The sequence below is a fragment of the Leptospiraceae bacterium genome (assembly GCA_025059995.1).
Taxonomy (GTDB): Bacteria; Spirochaetota; Leptospiria; order Leptospirales; family Leptonemataceae; genus SKYB61.
Genome location: JANXCF010000005.1, coordinates 88052 through 104416 on the forward strand (window position 1 = coordinate 88052; position 16365 = coordinate 104416).

Here is a 16365-nt window from a genome sequence, read left to right on the forward strand (position 1 = left end):
TTCAATAATTAATGAAAAAAGATAAAAAATCATGTTTTTTTAAACTTTTCTAAAAGAAAAGCTTCAACTTTATAATACATATATGGCAAAAGAAGCAAAGTTAATATTGTTGAAGTTACTAAACCTCCCACAACGATTGTTGCTAAAGGTCTTTGAACTTCTGCGCCAATGCCTGTATTGAACGCCATCGGGATAAATCCAAACGCAGCTACAAGAGCTGTCATTAGGATAGGACGAATCCTCATCAGAGCTCCTTCAATCACAGTGGTTTGAAGATCTAATCCCTCTTGTCTAAGTTGTTTAAAAACATTCAAAAGGACAACTCCATTCAAAATGGCAATTCCAGAAAGGGCAATAAACCCCACAGAAGTAGAAACACTAAATGGAATATCCCTGATCCAAAGAAGAAAAATCCCTCCAATACTCGCAAAGGGAATAGCAGTAATGATAAGTAACGTATGCACAAAAGATTCCAAATTTTGATATAATATTAAAGCAATCACAAAGATTGTTAGTGGAATCAATATCATCATTCGAAGTTTTGCTCGCTGTAAATTTTTATATTGTCCTGCCCACTCAAAATAATAGTCTTGATAGTCTTTTAAAACTTCTCGAACAAGTGGTTCGGATTTTTTGACAAACCCTTCAATATCCCGGCTATTTAAATAGATTGATAAAGCCGCATATCGTTTCGAATTGACCCTCGATATTGTAGTAACCTGTTCTACGATGCGGAAGTTTGACAGTTCTCTAAGAGAAATGACGCCACCCTCAGGAAGATCAATGGGGATGGAATTGATCCCATCAATAGAATTTCGATATTTATCATCTAATCTAAAGATAATTGGGTATTTCATTTGATTTTCGTAATAAATTCCGATTTCTTTTCCTGCCAAACTGTATTCAAAAATTGTATTAACGTCTTTTTGTGAAATACCGTATTTGATCAAAGCTTGAGGGTTAGTTTCAAATTTCAAGATGGGAGTTTTTGTTAATGCACTCAATTCATCTTGAACTAATTCCTTGATTTCTTTTTGAAGGTTGCTTTCTAAAATAGCTCTAATTTTTTCAATCAATTCAAACAGAGTTTCCAAATCGGGACCAAAGATTCTAAGGCTGATGTCTGCACGAGAACCCTCCAGCATTTCGTTAAATCTCATTTCAATTGGCTGTGTTGGAGAGATTTCATCTCTTTCGAATTGGGGATATGATTGGATTTTATTTCGAATTTCAATGAGTAAATCTTGTTTTGTTATGGGTTGCCCGTGTTCGTTTTTTCTCCAAAGATTTTTGTCTTTTTTCAGGATAATAAAAGTATCGGCAAAATTGATCCCCATAGGATCAGTTGCTGATTCCGGTATCCCAATCCGAGAAAACACATGTTCAACTTCTGGAAATTCTAAAATGATTTTCTCCACCATTTTTTGTTTTTCTACCATTTCTTCTAAAGATATATCAGAATTCCTTACAATTCCAATTACTAAGTCTTGTTCATCTAAATCTGGGACAAATTCTGTTGGCATTTTGTAGAATATATATAACGAAACAAAAAAAAGAATAATAGTAATTCCTAAAAAAATAAACCCAAATCTTAAGTTAAAAATTATAATTTTTTTATAAATTTTCTTAATTATTTTTTCGAAGCTAAATTTTAGAAATTTATTTTCATGAACTTCTGATCTTAGAAATAACCTTGATAAAGAAGGTATCAAAAACAAAGCAATTCCTAATGATCCCAAAAGAGCAATGATCATCGTAATTGCCATTGGACGAAACATCTTTCCTTCAATACCTTCAAGAAATAGGACTGGAATATAAACAATGATAATGATAGAAATACCAGTGATGATAGCAGGGGTAACTTCACGAATGGATTTTTGAATTAGTTCTTTTTTTTGATCTTTGGAGATGTTAGGATTCATTTCTAAGTTTCTCAGAATGTTTTCTACCATTACCACAGAGGCATCGACAATGAGTCCAAAATCGATAGCTCCCAAGCTCATCAAGTTAGCAGAAATCTTATTTTGAACCATTCCTGTAAAAGCAATCAACATCGACAAAGGAATCGAAAGACTTACCAAAATCGCAGCTCGAATGTTTCCTAAAATCAAAGTAAGAATAGAAATAACAAGAACTGATCCTTCGAACAAATTTTTCTCAACAGTCTTGATGGTTTGATCCACCAAATATTTTCTTGAATAAACTGGATGGATCTTAACATTTTGAGGTTTGTGAATACTTTTGATGGCTTCTTCTGCATTCTTTGCGACTTCTCGGCTGTTTTCTCCCATTCTCATTAGGACCGTTCCAAGAACGGTTTCTTCTCCATTGAATGTAGCTGCCCCAATTCTTGGTTGTTCTTTTTCTAGTACTTTGGCAAAATTATTTAATTTCAATGCAGGTCCGATTGAATAAATGCGAATGGGAAAATTTTGAATTTCTTTTAGAGAGAAAAAACGATTATCATTTTTGATAATAAAGCGTTTTCTTTGAAACTCTGAATATCCACCACTTGAGATTTCACCTATCCCTTCGATAGCATGTAGAAGCCCCAAAGGACCTATCCCATATTTATTCAATTCATTTGGAAGATATTCTACGAATATTGCTTTGCTGTATCCACCTATAGAGTCTACTTCTGCAGCACCTTGAATGGTTCTAAGTTGTGGTTTGATAATCCAATCCTGCACAGTTCTTAAATATAAAAGCTTTTCTTTTTCGTTTAAAATGTCATTGTTTTTCAAAACATACATGAAGACCTCACTCAAACCCGTGCTTATAGGTCCTAGCTGAGGGATAATGCCTTCGGGTAATTCTTTTTGAACTTTTTGTAATCTTTCATTGATGAGTTGTCTTGCTAGAAGGAGATCCATATCATCATCAAAAACGACTGTGATGAGGGAAAGACCAAACTTTGTAATAGAACGAATTTCTTGAACTTTTTGAATCCCAGAAAGTTCCATTTCGATAGGATATGTGACTAAAAATTCTGCTTGTTCGGGATCCAAATGTTTTGTTTTTGTTTGAACCATTACTTGTATACCTGTGATGTCGGGAACAGCATCAATAGAAAGTCGCAAAACACTCAAGCTCCCAACGATAATAATAAGACTTATAACCAGAAAAGTCCAAACAGGATTATCAATTAAGTAATCTTGCAATCTCTTCATAGTTAAATGTCCTGAAATAAATTCTTACCAGTATAGAGCTCCAAGAGATTTAAGGACTCTACAATGACTTCAAAAGTCTTTAAAGTAAGTTGGAGTAAGTCATGGAATTTTTCGTGTTCTCCCCAGTATTCAAAAAAAGAGATTCTGCGATTCAAAAGGGAATCATCTAACATTTCTAGGTAAGGTTCGGATTGATACAAAGTTTGAATATTTTGTTGAAAAAGTTGATAATTATTTTTATATATTTGTGTTAAGTATTGTATTTGATTTTTGAGAAATACTTTTGTTTTCTCTATTTGTAGAACTTGTATTTCCTCTTCTTTTTGTATAAGAAATTTGTTCATTGAACTTTCGGTCCCATAGGGGATGGGAATACGTAAACCTAAAGTATAGGTTGTTTCTTTTTCTGGATTTATAGGATCAAAAGTAAGATTTTTATAGTTCCCTGTCTCCCTTTCGCCATATTGAAAAAACACTTCAAATGAATGAAATTCTTCTTTTTTGGCTAGTTCTTTTTCTTTTTGCTTGATTTTGAGTTTTATGAGTTCTGCTTTATAGATGGGGCTCTCTTCGTAGTCTTTTTGTAATTCTTTTTCGTTTAACTCTGTGGGAAAAAGTTGAGAGATGTCTTCAATCTTGTCAACATAAATCAAATAATTATCGAAATTCAGAAGTTGTCTTATATATGATAATTCTTTTTGAATTTCACTTTCTGCTTCTGTGTATTCTGATTTGAGCTTGGAAATTCCAATTTGCAGTGCCATTCTTGTGTAATTTCCTAATTTTTTATCGAAATAATTCTTATGATATTTGGAACTTAAGCGTTCAAACTGATTGATATGTTTTGAAAGATGTTCTTTAATTCTTTGTAAGTAAATCAAACGAAAATAAGAAAGTCGAAATTCTGAAAGAATTTGTTTTTTCATTAAATAGCTATAATTATCTTCTAATTCTTTTTCCCACTGGGCTATTTCGTATTTAGTTTTTTGTTTTGATAAGACATCGATGGCTTTGCTTAGTCCAATAATATAGTGTTTGATCTTTTGAGATGATGCTTCTTCTAATTGTAGTAAATTTGTAGGATAGTTTTTAGTTCCTGTCTCATATTGAAGTTCTAATTGGAATGGACTTATCATTTTTTTCTTCTGTTCTATATTAAGATCTGATTTTTGTTTTCTAATCATTTGAACTTTCAAATCTATGTTTTCTTTATTGAGAATTTCTATGTATTTTTTATAATAGGGAGTTTGTGATGTTATTGCCTTTAAGTAAAAGAAAGTTAAAAATATTATCAAAGTTTTTTTCACCATTTTCTCCAACATTGAATTGAATTTAAAGAAATTATATTTCATATGATATTAATTATCAATAGGTCATTTGTCCTTGAGGTAGTTTATGATTGATGAAACAAAAATCCAAAAAAAGTTAACTATTTTGATAATTCTACTTATTGCTGTAAATATATACGATATTCTGTATCATATATTTTTTGATGGTTACTTGAATTTTCATCAAACATTAGAAGCTGTCTTAATATTTTTTATTTCTGGTTTGATGGTTTGGCTTAAATTTCTTTCAAAAAAGGAATGGATGAGATTTCAAACTTTCATACAAGAAAGGGATTTTTTAGTCAAAACATACAAAAAGAAATATAAAAGTTCATTATTGAAGATACGCAAAGAAATCGAAGAGCAATTTCAAGCGTGGGGACTTACAGAAGAAGAAAAAAAATTAGCTCGGTATTTACTTTTAGGATATTCATTTAAACAAATATCAGGAGTTATGAACAAAAGTATAAAGACTCTGCGAAATCAAAGCCTTTCTATTTACAGAAAGTCTGGAATGCTGGGTCGAAGTGATTTTGTTGGTTATTTTTTTCACGATGTTTTTAAATCAGAATAAAAGATAATCCAATTGACACAAAATTTAAATTTATTATCATATGTTTATGTCAAATCTATTGACTGTATCTAATGAATATATCAGAATTTTTTTTGAAGTTATCAAGCTTTCTTTAGAAACTGCTGATTTAAAAACATTTATCGATAAAGTCTTAGACTATTTATTAGAAATAGAAGGTATTAACGTAGAAAAAAAAGCTGGTTTTATGATCTATCATGAAGGGGAATTAAGGTTAATTTCCTATAAAAATGTATCTGATAGTTTAGTAAAAATGTGTGGTAGAGTTGCCATAGGACAATGTTTATGTGGAAAAGCAGCAGAATTACGAGAAGTCTTATACAAAGCTCATATTGATGATGATCACGAAAATCGACCAGAAGGTATGCTACCACATGGTCACTATAACGTCCCCATTGTTCAAAACGAGCAATTGTTAGGAGTTTTGTTTTTGTATATAAAAGATGGTGAAGAAAAAAATGAACAACTCATAGAATTTTTAAAGCAATTAGCATCAATTCTATCGATGGTAATTTTGAAGTATCAATTCGAAAGTGAATATCAATATTCGATTGTAAAGCTAATAAGAACAAATGAATTAATGATTGAAAATTTAAAAAAGATTCAAACATTAGAAGAATTAGTAAAAACCTATGTGCCTCAAACTATATTAAAATATCAAAACCAGGACAAACGCAAAAAAAAGATTTCTTTTGACATAGAAGAAAACTATTATTTGTTGTTAAATATAAATGGAATTCTACCTTTTAGTGAAGTTTTTCCCATTCAAAAGATTTATGAAACTATACAAAGTTATTATGCACCTGTTATAGATGTTATTTTGGAACACGGCGGTGACATAGAACAATTTCTTGAAGATAAAATCCTTGCAATTTACAAGGATTCTTACAATGTATTACTATCAGCACTAAAAATAAAAGAAATCATATTTTCTGTGAATCAAAAACGCCAAGAGATGTTTTTAAAACCTTTTACCTTTCAAATTTCAATCAAGTATGGAAAAACATTTTTCGGTATTATCGGAAGTGAAAAGAGAAAAAACTGGATGCGCTACGGTCAGACTATAAGGCTTTTAAACCTCATGCAAAGAAAATGCAAATACAACCAAATTATCGTAAGTGAGGAGGTTTATAAAGAACAAAAAGATAAATTTCTTTTTTCTGAATCCACACAAATCAATTTAGAAAATGGAAGTCATATTGTTGCTTATTATTTAGTAAGGTAGTCTTTTAAATAACAGTTTATTGAGATGATAAAGAAAAAAATTCGCTTTCTTTTCTAAAATGATTTTCTCGTGGATGAAAACGGCTGCTTTAGTTACACAGTAATATTAGTTCTATTCAAAATTATAGGACTTCAGTTTATCTAGATATTCAATCACTTTTTTTGATTCACTTTCTACTTGGTTAAACAATTCTCTTGCTTTTGAAATTTCCTTTCTTTTTACGTGGTGATAAATTTCTTTGCAAAGATTATGAAAGTTTTTGTGAGGTTCTTCAATTTCAGAAAATTCTTTCAGATGTCGATAGGAAGTGCTGTCATCTCCATAGTACCATTTACCAAATCTACACTGAGTATAATCAGATAGTTGATGTTCCGACATTTGAATTGAGCCATCAATGAAATTTTCCACTTTATCTTTAAAGATGATATGATCTGTTTTTGCTAAATCAAAGATATATTTATTATAGTTAGCTGTTTTTATTCCTTTTGTAGCTTCTCTGAAATCGTCTAAAGCTTCAGTGAGTTTTAGATTTAGTTCTTTTGATTTTTCTGAAAGTTTTAAAATTTTTTCTGATTCTGAAAGATTGATCTCTACGTTTTTGGTGATATCTTTTGATGCTACATTTAGTTCTTCTAATGAAGAAGCAAAATGTGAGATTTTTAGATTTATATTTTGAAATGAAGTAATCAGCTTTTGTAGGATTTGATTGAATTTATCAAAATTAGATTTTGTTTGAATAATATCATTGCCAAAATTGTGGATTTGATCACGAAAATTAATAATACTGTTTGTGATATCTTTAATGGTTTGGGCTATTTGTTGGGATGACTCTTTTGAGTTTTGTGATAGCTTTCTGATTTCCTCTGCAATAACCGAAAATCTACTTCCCTTTTCTCCTGACTTTGCAGCTTCAATAGAGGCGTTCAGTGCAATCAAATTTGTTTGGTTTGCAATTTCTTGGATGATTTTTAATATATCTTCGACGTTTTGAGAATTCTTCTGAATGTTATCAAACTGATGATTTAAATCTTCGAATAAGTTAAAGATTTTATTAATTGTTTTCGATGTCTCATTCAACATAGCTATGGTATTGTTTACTAAATTCATAGCATCAGAAGAATCTCGACTTGTTTCTTGGATGATTTTTGCTATTTCATTTATTGTCACAGAAGTTTCTTCAATAGAAGCACTAATTTGTTCAAAATGTTGATGTTGATTTTGAATGCTTTCTTTTAATTCATTTGATAAGCATTTTAAATCATAAGATACATTTTCAACCATTATGGATGATGGCATAATACGATCAAATAACTTAGAAATATGTTCAGTAGCTTTTATTATTGAATTTTGGAGTAAACCAATTTCATCATTAGAGACTTTCATTTTTGGGAGTATGAATATTCCCTTTTCAAGGTTTTCTTGAATTTTCTCTACGATCTTCAAGTTTTTTCTTATGAAAGTTATAAAAATATAAAATGCTACTAAACTTAATATAAAAATAATAATTAAGTTCAAATACATTTTATTTGTATATTCCTTAAATCGTTCTTCCACATCGTCGACATATACTCCTGTTGCAATATTCCATTTCCATGGTTCAAACCTTTTGGCATAAGTAAATTTATGAGCTATAATCTCGCTTTGGGGTTTATTCCAGTAATAATCCACTAATGCTTCATTTTTTTCTTGAGTTTGCTTTAGCATTTCTTGGATTAGTTTTTTACCATTAATATCAGTTAATTCTTTTACATTAGTTCCTTGAAGTTTGGGATTTATATGGTAAATCATCAAATATTCATCATCAAAAATAAAAAAATATTCGTTTTTAGATGACTCAAGCCTTGAGATGAGGTTAATGGCTAATTTTTTAGCTTCACTTTGTGTGATCTCACCTTTTTCGTATTGTTGATAAATTCTCTCTATCATTTGATGAGATAACGTCACTTTTTCTTTTAATGAAGTGATGATTTGATCAAACATGTTTTGTTTAAACTCTTCAAATATTACGAAACGAAAAAAAACCAAAATCAGGGTAAAAATTATAAAAAAAATAATAAGAATCTTTGCAAAAAATGATAATTTTAATCTCATACAGTTATATTCGGATATTCTGATAAAAATGCTAAGTCAATGTTTTTCTGAAATGATAATGATTATTTATTGTTATAGTAATTCTTTAAGAAGCTCTATTTTGTCTAATCTTTCCCAAGAAAAAGTAGGTTCATTTCTCCCGAAGTGTCCATAAGTTGCAGTTTGTATGTATTTTCTTTCTTTCGAACGGAGTTCTAAGGATTCTTCGATACCTCTTGGGGTTAATCGAAAGATTTCTTTTACTCTTTTTGAGATTTTCTCTTCGTCAACTTTATTAGTTCCGAACGTATCAATTAAAACAGAAGTTGGTTCAGGGTATCCAATTGCATAGGAGATTTGAACTTCACATCTATCTGCGAGCCCAGCGGCAACTATGTTTTTTGCAATATAACGTGCCATGTAAGCAGCACTACGATCTACTTTTGATGGATCTTTGCCAGAAAAAGCACCACCACCGTGTCTACTATATCCACCATAAGTATCAACAATGATCTTTCTCCCTGTCAAACCTGTATCCCCATGCGGTCCGCCTATCACGAATCTACCTGTGGGATTAATTAAATATCGTGTGTTTTTTAAAAAATGGGAAGGGATGACTTTCTTGATTACTTCTTCTATGATCATTTCTTCAATTTGTTTATGTTCCAAATGAGGTCTATGTTGTGTAGAGAGAACCACAGTATCGACACGATATGGTTTACCATCACGATATTCTACTGTTACTTGACTTTTTGAGTCTGGAAGTATATCTTTTAATGTGCCATTGTGTCGAAGCTCTGCTAAATACTTTACAAGTTTATGAGCGAGCTCAATGGGTAAGGGCATATAGTTTTCGGTTTCATTGATTGCAAATCCGAACATCATCCCTTGATCCCCTGCTCCCTGTTCTCCCTTGTATAAACCTTGCCCTGTAACACCTTGAGCAATATCAGGTGATTGAGCGTGAAGTTTAACCAAAACCTCAGCACTTTTGTAATCAAAACCAATTTCAGGATCATCATATCCAATTTTTTTGATAACTTCTCTTGCAACTTTTTCGACATCAACATTTGCTAAAGAAGAAATTTCACCTGCTATGCATACGAAGTTAGTGGTAACTAAGGTCTCACAAGCAACACGACTATAAGGGTCTTGATGAATGAATGCATCTAATATAGCATCAGAAATTTGATCGCAAATTTTATCCGGATGACCTTCAGAAACAGACTCGGAAGTAAACAAAAAATTTTTTTGCATTCTTTTCTCCCAAACAAAATAATATCAAAGTTTTTTATTCAATCTTTATCGTCAATAGAATGATAGTTGTGTAATATCCAACTGTCTCTTTTAAGTTAATTGAGGAGAAGTAATGTAATTTTATTTAAGTAAGAAAAAAAATTTTCAAACATAGGATTGATGTCAAAACAAAAAAATTTTGTATAAATATAAACATCATATTTTTTTCTTTAGATTGAGTAATACTGCCTTATAAAGCTTTATTCTTCTGATACTTCTTTAAAATCCTTTGATTTCGAATATATATCTATCGCTCTCCAGCTACAATGTAATATCATTTCTAAGTGTTTTATAATAAAATTTCTAATTTCATCATCTGTAAAGAAACTTCGCAATTCTGAAACTAAATATTGAAATTTTATGTTTGTAACATATTCTTTTAAGTTCACTAGAACGATCTTCTCAGGAAAAAGATCATCAAGATAAATTTCTAAAACATCAAATATATAAGCTAAATGTGTATTTTTGATTTCAAGTTTTTTATTTTCATAACGTGATAGTATTGTTGGATGAATAATTTCTCCATGTTTTTGTTGGATTTTTGATGATAAATCATGTAGTTTAATATTTCTTTTTTGTCTATAGGTTTTGATAATATCGCCTACATTCATGAATAAATTAAAAAGTTCATTTCTTTGTTGTGGAGAACGAAGTTGTTTTTTCAAATCTTCAATATCATGTTCCATAAATAAATCTTCTAATGAAAGAAAAGAATGTATCAGTGGAATTTCCATTTAGAACAATATTAGCGCAAAAAATTTCTTTTTAGTTTCAAATATTGAAATCAAGAATGCTGTATAATTAAAATTTTTTCATATTTATACCAAAAGTGATTCTTCTTTTTGAGATTGGGATTGGGATTTTTGTAAAATTTCTCTTGCATGTTCGAGAACAATAGGTTCACTCCCTCCTAACATTCTTGCTAATTCTTTTAGACGATTCTCTCCAATCAAGCGTTCTATGTATGTGAACGTTCTCGAGTTTTTGTTGATTTTATAGATTCGATAATGTCGGTTCGCCATGCTTGCCACTTGATGTAGATGAGTGATTGCAATCACTTGGTCATTTCGGGAAATTTCTTTTAGTTTTTTCCCCAAAGTGTAGGCAGTCTCACCGCCCACACCTGAATCAATCTCATCAAATATCACACAAAGAGGACCATTTTGATCAATCAATAGAGATTTCATAATCAATGCAATTCGAGAAAACTCACCACCAGATGCTACTTTTCGTAAAGGTAATAGTATTTCTCCCTCATTAGCGCAGAATAAGAATTCAATTTGATCAAAACCTTTTTCTGTAAACTTGGAATTATCTTCATTACCTTCATATAGAAAAGAAACTTGAATTCTTGCGCCTTTCATTCCTAATTGTTCGAGTCCTTCTTTGAGTTTTTCTTCTAAAACAGGGATCACTTCTTTTCTTTTTTTCGATAGTTCATCCGACATTTCTCTCAACTCTTCTTCGATTACTTGGATTTTGGAACGTAGAAGTTCTTTTTCTTCATCACTCATTTCGATTGAATGGAGTTCTTTTTGAAATTCTGCTTTCTTTTGCAGAACCTCTTTTGTGGAGGAACCGTATTTTTTGAAAAGTTTTCTATAACCATCCAAGCGTTCTTCAATGTCTTCTAATCTTTCAGGTGAATAATTTAAAGTAGCCTTTTTTTCTCGAACAAAGTTAATAATACTTTCAATGTTGTAAATACATTCGTTAAGCATATCATAATATTCAGTAATCTCACCATCGATCGATTGGTTCTTTTCGAAAATTTTTTTGATTTTTTGAAGATTAGACAAAAGGGATGAATCACTTTCTTGTAGTGTATAATAAACAAATTGAAAGTCTTCGTATAGCTTTCCTGCATTGAGGATTTTTAGTTTTTCTTTTTGTAGTTCTTCGAATTCATTCTCTTTTGGGGAAAAGGTTTCAATTTCTTGGATGGCGTAAAGTAGATAATCTTTGCGGAATCTTTTTTCTTCTTCTTTCATCGAAACGACTTTCAGTTTTTTTTTAAGTTCTGTCCATTGTTTGTATAACTCAGAAACTTTATTTCTTAAAACATCCAAGCCACCAAAAGTATCCAAATAGTCTAAATGATAGTTGGGATCCATCAGTCTTTGGTTTTCATACTGCCCATGAATCTCCACTAATCGTGAACCAATTTCTTTTAGGATTTGAACAGAAACAAGTGTATTGTTAATGTAGGCTTTGGGTTTTCCATCTATAGTGATTTCCCTTTTTAAGGCTAATAGTTCACCATTCGAGGGGATGTGGTATCCTTCGAGCAAAGAATGGATTTCTTTTCTTTTTGCTTCACGTTTTGATAAATCAAAAACAGCTTCTACAATGGCACGATTTGCGCCATTCCTTACAAAAGCCGATCCAGCTCTTTCACCCAAAACAACCCCCAATGCTTGGATTATCAATGACTTTCCTGAACCTGTTTCACCCGTGATGATATTTAAACCTTTCCCTGGACGAAATTTCAATTCCTCAATAATTCCGAAGTTCTCAATACGAAGTTCTACTAACATACTACCAAATTAAAACTAAACAAAAATTAAGCAATCATTTTTTAGTATTTTTGATTTTTCTTTTAAGGTTTTTTGTGTAATAAAGAAGATTAAAAATGTTCAAAAAATAAGCAAAATGATAGTTTATTGCTGAAAAAAATTCAGGTAAATATTTTGCAAGATTTTGATTGGAGGTAAAGATGATTTTAAGTAAAAGTTGCAAAGTGCTGTTCGAACCTATTGAGTTTGAAGGAAAACAAATCAAAAAAGCCAAGTTGATTATTAGTGATTTTCAGGATGAACCAGGAGTCTTATATAAAATTTCTGTTGTTCTTTATGTGTATGGATGGAGTATCCTCTCCGCAAAGATTCAAAACAAAAATGATTTTATCGAAGATGTCATTACCATTGAGCCAACATCATCAATCACTTCTGACCAAATAAAACCTTCTATGATAGAAGCTATGGAGAAAGACTTAGAATCTCTTTTAAATCGTCAAATTACTATTGGAGATTACCTTTCCAAGTATCCTGAAAAAACACAAAAATTAATGGAAAGTCTCGTTCCTAATCCCTCAACTGAAATTGAAATTGAAGTTTTAGATAAAGGGAATACAGTCTTAAAAGTTTCGATTAAGACTCCAGATCGTGTAGGAATTATCTATTCTATTACACAGATTTTTTATTTGTCAGATTTGAATATCTTGGACTTCGATGTAGAAACAGAAAATCATATAGCAAAAGATGTTTTTCTCATCCAAAAAATGAACAAGGGTTCTTTCACCTCAAGAAACATTGAAGAGTTGCGAAGCCTCTTGAAGAAGTTTATTTAGAAGAATGATTTTGTTTTTCTTGAAGTTTCAAATCTACATAAACAGGTAAGTGATCAGAAGCTATTTTTGTTAGTTTGTCTTTGATAACTTTATGATCTATTACGAACCAGAATTCATTGACAAAGACTTTGTCGATTCTTATCAAAGGAGTGTAAGAAGGAAAGGTATAAAATTCATATCTTTTTCTTTTTTTTGGATGTTCTTTTTTGAATAGATAACTTGAGTCCCAGAAACCATGAGCATTGAAAATACGATCTACATGTTGCAAGCGATCGTTTGTGTCACCAGCTATGATTAGGGGGATGTTTTTTGTGATTTCTAAAAATGCAGAAGAAAGAATCTTTTCTACTTGCCACAGGCGTTCAAAATTTGCTAATCCCAAATGCAAATTCAAAACACCAATTACAGTTGTAGAAATAGGAGAAGTTTTTTGGCTTTCTTCTTTTTTATACTGAGCAAAATTTAAATCATTTTTTAACAACTCCTCAGGAACCAAAATTTTACTCATGAGGCATCCCCTTCTTTTTTTGATTCCCCACGTGATGTTTAAATTTTCTGAATGTAGGATAGGGAAACGACTGAAGATAGCATTTCCATATGCGCCTTTTTTAAGGTAAACGTTAAGTCCGAGTTCATAGTGATAGTTTAATCCTTCTGCGATGCGAAGTGCTAGGTCTTCATAAGAAGAACGAGGAACCAGATAATCCACCTCTTGCAAACAAATAATATCAGCTTGACTATTTTTCAAAATTTCTATGATTCTACTAAGAGAGAATTTCCCATCGTTTCCGATGGCTTTATGAATATTATACGTAAGGACACGAAGCATGATTGTTTACCGCTATATTCCGTATCAACCTGAAGACAATGAAAAATGGACAATCGATCAATTAATGTCACTGCTATCTGATTTGGTGATGAGGTATGACATCCAATTAGAAGAAGCCTTAAGAGAACTCCTTCAGAAAGGATTACCTGTGAATTTGTTTTTAAAGCAAGGTGGCATAGAGGATTTATTACAAGAATTCATCGAAAAGCTACAAAATCAAATTCAAGAAATCCAAGAAAAGTTTGATTTACGTCCCGCACTGGAAGAAACAGAAAAAGATTTACAAAACCACTATTCCGAAACCTACCATAAATTCCAAAAAGACAATGACTTTCTCTCACAACTTCAAAAAGCGATTAAAGAACGTTCTTACGATCAACTCCAACAAATGAAGTGGTCCTTATTGAATGTAAGTAGTCGAGAAAGCAAGGAACTCTATAAAGAACTCAGTCAATTGCTAAGAGACATAGAAGATTACAATTACATCTTAGAAGGAATGAAAAAATATCGCTTTCGTGGTAACCAAGGCATAAAAAGAAATGAAGCCATCAAATTACTCCATCAGTTAGAAGAACTTGAAAAGTTCATTGAGCAGCTCAAACAATCGTTAAAAGATGGGGACATTTATAACTTTGATTTAGAGAAACTTAAAAGATTCCTTGGTCCGGAATCCTACCAAGAGTTTTTACAAAGAAGAGAAGAAATATACAAGCACATAACGGAATTATTAGAAAAACAAGGAAGGATTGTCAAGAACGAAGAAGGAAAGTATGAATTCTCACCTCAAAGTCTTAGGCGTATTGGAAGAAAAAGCCTGGAGGAAATCTTCAAGCACATGAAATCAGATTCTCTTGGAGGAAGTTTCTATTCCAAAGAAGAAGGAGATAACGAACAAGTCATTCCCTCAACAAGAGAATACCAAATGGGGGATAACTTCACAAATGTGGATTTTCCAAATAGTATTTTGAATGCTTTGATTCGAACAAGACAACCTAAACCTACATTTCTTGATTTAGAAGTGTTTAAGAGTCGAGGGATGGCAAAAAGTAGTATTGTGATTCTTCTGGATATGTCTGGATCCATGTTTCGAGTAGATCGATTTTTCTATGCAAAAAAAGTGATTTTAGCATTAGAAAGTCTAATCCGAGAAGAATTCAAAGAAGATACCCTTCATATCGTGGGTTTTGGAACTTTTGCGAAGACGTATACGATTTCTCAAGTTCCTAAATTACAACCCTATCCAGTGACACTTTTTGATCCCTACATTCGACTTCGTTTTGATTTGTCTAAAAGAAAACCAGGCGATTATCGAGGCATACCTGAGTATTTTACCAACCTGCAAAAGGGACTAGCACTATCCCGTAGACTCTTGAGTAACAAACAAACCAAAAACAAGCAAATTATTCTAATCACTGATGGCGTTCCAACCGCTCATTTCGAAGGTTCTGTTTTGCATATCAATTATCCTCCATCACCAGCGGATTTTGATTTTGCCATTAAAGAAGCTATTGCATGTAGAGAAGAAGGTATCATTATTAATACCTTTTTGTTGACCAATGAATGGAATCTTCACTTTTTCGAAGGTAGGTCCTTTATTTATGATTTTGCTCGAAGTTCAAAAGGAAGGATTTTTTACCCTCATCCTAAAGATTTAGGGAAGTTGGTTTTAGCGGATTTTATCGAAGAAAAGAAAAAACTGATTTCATGAAAAATCCGGTCTATGTAAAAGAAAATGATATTCCGTGTTTGGTAATGCTTGAGCGTTTTGGATTTGAAGATTGATGTATTCTTTTGCATTTTTGATGGCTTCTAATAAACTCATATTTTGAGCAAGATAAGCCGTGATAGCAGAACTCAAAGCACAACCGGTTCCACGTATATTTGATTTTGGGATTTTTTCTTTTTCGAAAGTATAAATCTGATCACCATCAAAAAAAACGTCATATGCTATATTGCTATTAAAATGTCCTCCTTTTAGAAGAACAGGAACCTGATATCGAAGGTAGAATTCTTCTACTAATTTTTTGAGTTCGTTTATGTTTTGAGGTTCTTCGTCTTTTTTGAGAAAAAATAATATCTCAGGTAGATTTGGGGTTATTAATTTCACGTGGGGGAATAATTTCGTGATTTCTTTTTGAGCTCTGGGTTCTAAAAGTTCTTTTCCAGATGATGACTTTATGATTGGATCCAACACACAAGCGCAGGGAAAAGAAAGAGAATTTGCTAATAGAAGATCATTTATGGCGTAAATATGAGAAAGAGAATAAATCATCCCAATCTTGATGGCATCAATCTTCCATACATTGAAAGCAGCTTGGATCTGTTTCTTGAGGAATTCTTCTGATGTGGGTTTGATTTCCATCACTTGATCATGAGTTTGAATGGTTAAAGCAGTAATAGCAGCCACACCATAACAACCCAAAGCATGAAACGTCCTTAAATCCGCATAAACTCCAGAAAATCCAAGATTATCAATTCCAGCAATCGTCAAACAAACATTCATAAT

12 protein-coding genes are annotated in these 16365 nt (G+C 31.7%); 4 read left to right on the forward strand and 8 right to left on the reverse strand.

Translation table 11 applies throughout. The annotated features are described in order from the left end of the window. Window positions 1-29: 29 nt before the first annotated feature. Window positions 30-3170, reverse strand: a complete 3141-nt coding sequence (locus NZ853_08160) for a CusA/CzcA family heavy metal efflux RND transporter (GenBank protein ID MCS7205657.1) — start codon at window positions 3168-3170, stop codon at window positions 30-32. A 2-nt stretch (window positions 3171-3172) separates the two neighbouring features. After that, a complete protein-coding gene (locus tag NZ853_08165; protein ID MCS7205658.1) occupies window positions 3173-4480 on the reverse strand; it encodes a TolC family protein in 1308 nt (435 codons plus the stop codon). 85 nt (window positions 4481-4565) lie between these two features. On the opposite strand from NZ853_08165, the gene NZ853_08170 reads away from it, so the two are divergent. Both NZ853_08170 and NZ853_08175 read left to right on the forward strand, forming a co-directional pair. Next, window positions 4566-5072 carry a hypothetical protein gene (locus NZ853_08170; GenBank protein ID MCS7205659.1) on the forward strand — a complete coding sequence of 169 codons (507 nt, stop codon included), beginning with the start codon at window positions 4566-4568 and terminating at the stop codon, window positions 5070-5072. Between the two features lie 46 nt (window positions 5073-5118). Next, entirely contained in the window at window positions 5119-6315 is a 1197-nt protein-coding gene (locus tag NZ853_08175) for a GAF domain-containing protein (protein MCS7205660.1), read from the forward strand. Between the two features lie 111 nt (window positions 6316-6426). Here NZ853_08175 and NZ853_08180 read toward each other — a convergent pair whose 3' ends face one another. From NZ853_08180 to recN, 4 genes are all read right to left on the reverse strand, one after another. Then, window positions 6427-8295, reverse strand: coding sequence for a cache domain-containing protein (locus NZ853_08180; protein MCS7205661.1), 1869 nt, complete (start codon window positions 8293-8295; stop codon window positions 6427-6429). 183 nt (window positions 8296-8478) lie between these two features. Next, on the reverse strand, window positions 8479-9642 hold the full coding sequence (metK, locus tag NZ853_08185) for a methionine adenosyltransferase (protein ID MCS7205662.1): 1164 nt from the start codon (window positions 9640-9642) through the stop codon (window positions 8479-8481). A 239-nt stretch (window positions 9643-9881) separates the two neighbouring features. Continuing rightward, on the reverse strand, window positions 9882-10415 hold the full coding sequence (locus NZ853_08190) for a helix-turn-helix domain-containing protein (GenBank protein MCS7205663.1): 534 nt from the start codon (window positions 10413-10415) through the stop codon (window positions 9882-9884). An 84-nt stretch (window positions 10416-10499) separates the two neighbouring features. Next, a complete protein-coding gene (gene recN / locus NZ853_08195; GenBank protein MCS7205664.1) occupies window positions 10500-12218 on the reverse strand; it encodes a DNA repair protein RecN in 1719 nt (572 codons plus the stop codon). 179 nt (window positions 12219-12397) lie between these two features. Here recN and NZ853_08200 point away from each other — a divergent pair, with 179 nt between their 5' ends. Further along, the gene (locus tag NZ853_08200; GenBank protein ID MCS7205665.1) at window positions 12398-13030 is read left to right on the forward strand and encodes a hypothetical protein; all 633 of its coding nucleotides are present in this window, start codon (window positions 12398-12400) and stop codon (window positions 13028-13030) included. Here the strand turns inward: NZ853_08200 and NZ853_08205 are convergent. After that, on the reverse strand, window positions 13023-13859 hold the full coding sequence (locus tag NZ853_08205) for an endonuclease/exonuclease/phosphatase family protein (protein MCS7205666.1): 837 nt from the start codon (window positions 13857-13859) through the stop codon (window positions 13023-13025). The genes NZ853_08200 and NZ853_08205 overlap by 8 nt on opposite strands. On the opposite strand from NZ853_08205, the gene NZ853_08210 reads away from it, so the two are divergent. After that, window positions 13858-15567, forward strand: coding sequence for a hypothetical protein (locus tag NZ853_08210; protein ID MCS7205667.1), 1710 nt, complete (start codon window positions 13858-13860; stop codon window positions 15565-15567). The two genes, NZ853_08205 and NZ853_08210, sit on opposite strands and share 2 nt — an antisense overlap. Here NZ853_08210 and NZ853_08215 read toward each other — a convergent pair. Further along, a complete protein-coding gene (locus NZ853_08215; GenBank protein MCS7205668.1) occupies window positions 15562-16362 on the reverse strand; it encodes a hydroxymethylpyrimidine/phosphomethylpyrimidine kinase in 801 nt (266 codons plus the stop codon). The two genes, NZ853_08210 and NZ853_08215, sit on opposite strands and share 6 nt — an antisense overlap. Between the last annotated feature and the right edge of the window lie 3 nt (window positions 16363-16365).

What these genes read in the sequence shown, in the direction of transcription:
- NZ853_08160 (MCS7205657.1), bottom strand. Translation starts at nt 3,170, where the DNA reads ATGAAGAGATTGCAAGATTACTTAATTGATAATCCTGTTTGGACTTTT.
- recN (MCS7205664.1), bottom strand. Translation starts at nt 12,218, where the DNA reads ATGTTAGTAGAACTTCGTATTGAGAACTTCGGAATTATTGAGGAATTG.
- NZ853_08215 (MCS7205668.1), bottom strand. Translation starts at nt 16,362, where the DNA reads ATGAATGTTTGTTTGACGATTGCTGGAATTGATAATCTTGGATTTTCT.
- metK (MCS7205662.1), bottom strand. Translation starts at nt 9,642, where the DNA reads ATGCAAAAAAATTTTTTGTTTACTTCCGAGTCTGTTTCTGAAGGTCAT.
- NZ853_08180 (MCS7205661.1), bottom strand. Translation starts at nt 8,295, where the DNA reads ATGTTTGATCAAATCATCACTTCATTAAAAGAAAAAGTGACGTTATCT.
- NZ853_08210 (MCS7205667.1), top strand. Translation starts at nt 13,858, where the DNA reads ATGATTGTTTACCGCTATATTCCGTATCAACCTGAAGACAATGAAAAA.
- NZ853_08190 (MCS7205663.1), bottom strand. Translation starts at nt 10,415, where the DNA reads ATGGAAATTCCACTGATACATTCTTTTCTTTCATTAGAAGATTTATTT.
- NZ853_08205 (MCS7205666.1), bottom strand. Translation starts at nt 13,859, where the DNA reads ATGCTTCGTGTCCTTACGTATAATATTCATAAAGCCATCGGAAACGAT.
- NZ853_08175 (MCS7205660.1), top strand. Translation starts at nt 5,119, where the DNA reads ATGTCAAATCTATTGACTGTATCTAATGAATATATCAGAATTTTTTTT.
- NZ853_08170 (MCS7205659.1), top strand. Translation starts at nt 4,566, where the DNA reads ATGATTGATGAAACAAAAATCCAAAAAAAGTTAACTATTTTGATAATT.
- NZ853_08200 (MCS7205665.1), top strand. Translation starts at nt 12,398, where the DNA reads ATGATTTTAAGTAAAAGTTGCAAAGTGCTGTTCGAACCTATTGAGTTT.
- NZ853_08165 (MCS7205658.1), bottom strand. Translation starts at nt 4,480, where the DNA reads ATGGTGAAAAAAACTTTGATAATATTTTTAACTTTCTTTTACTTAAAG.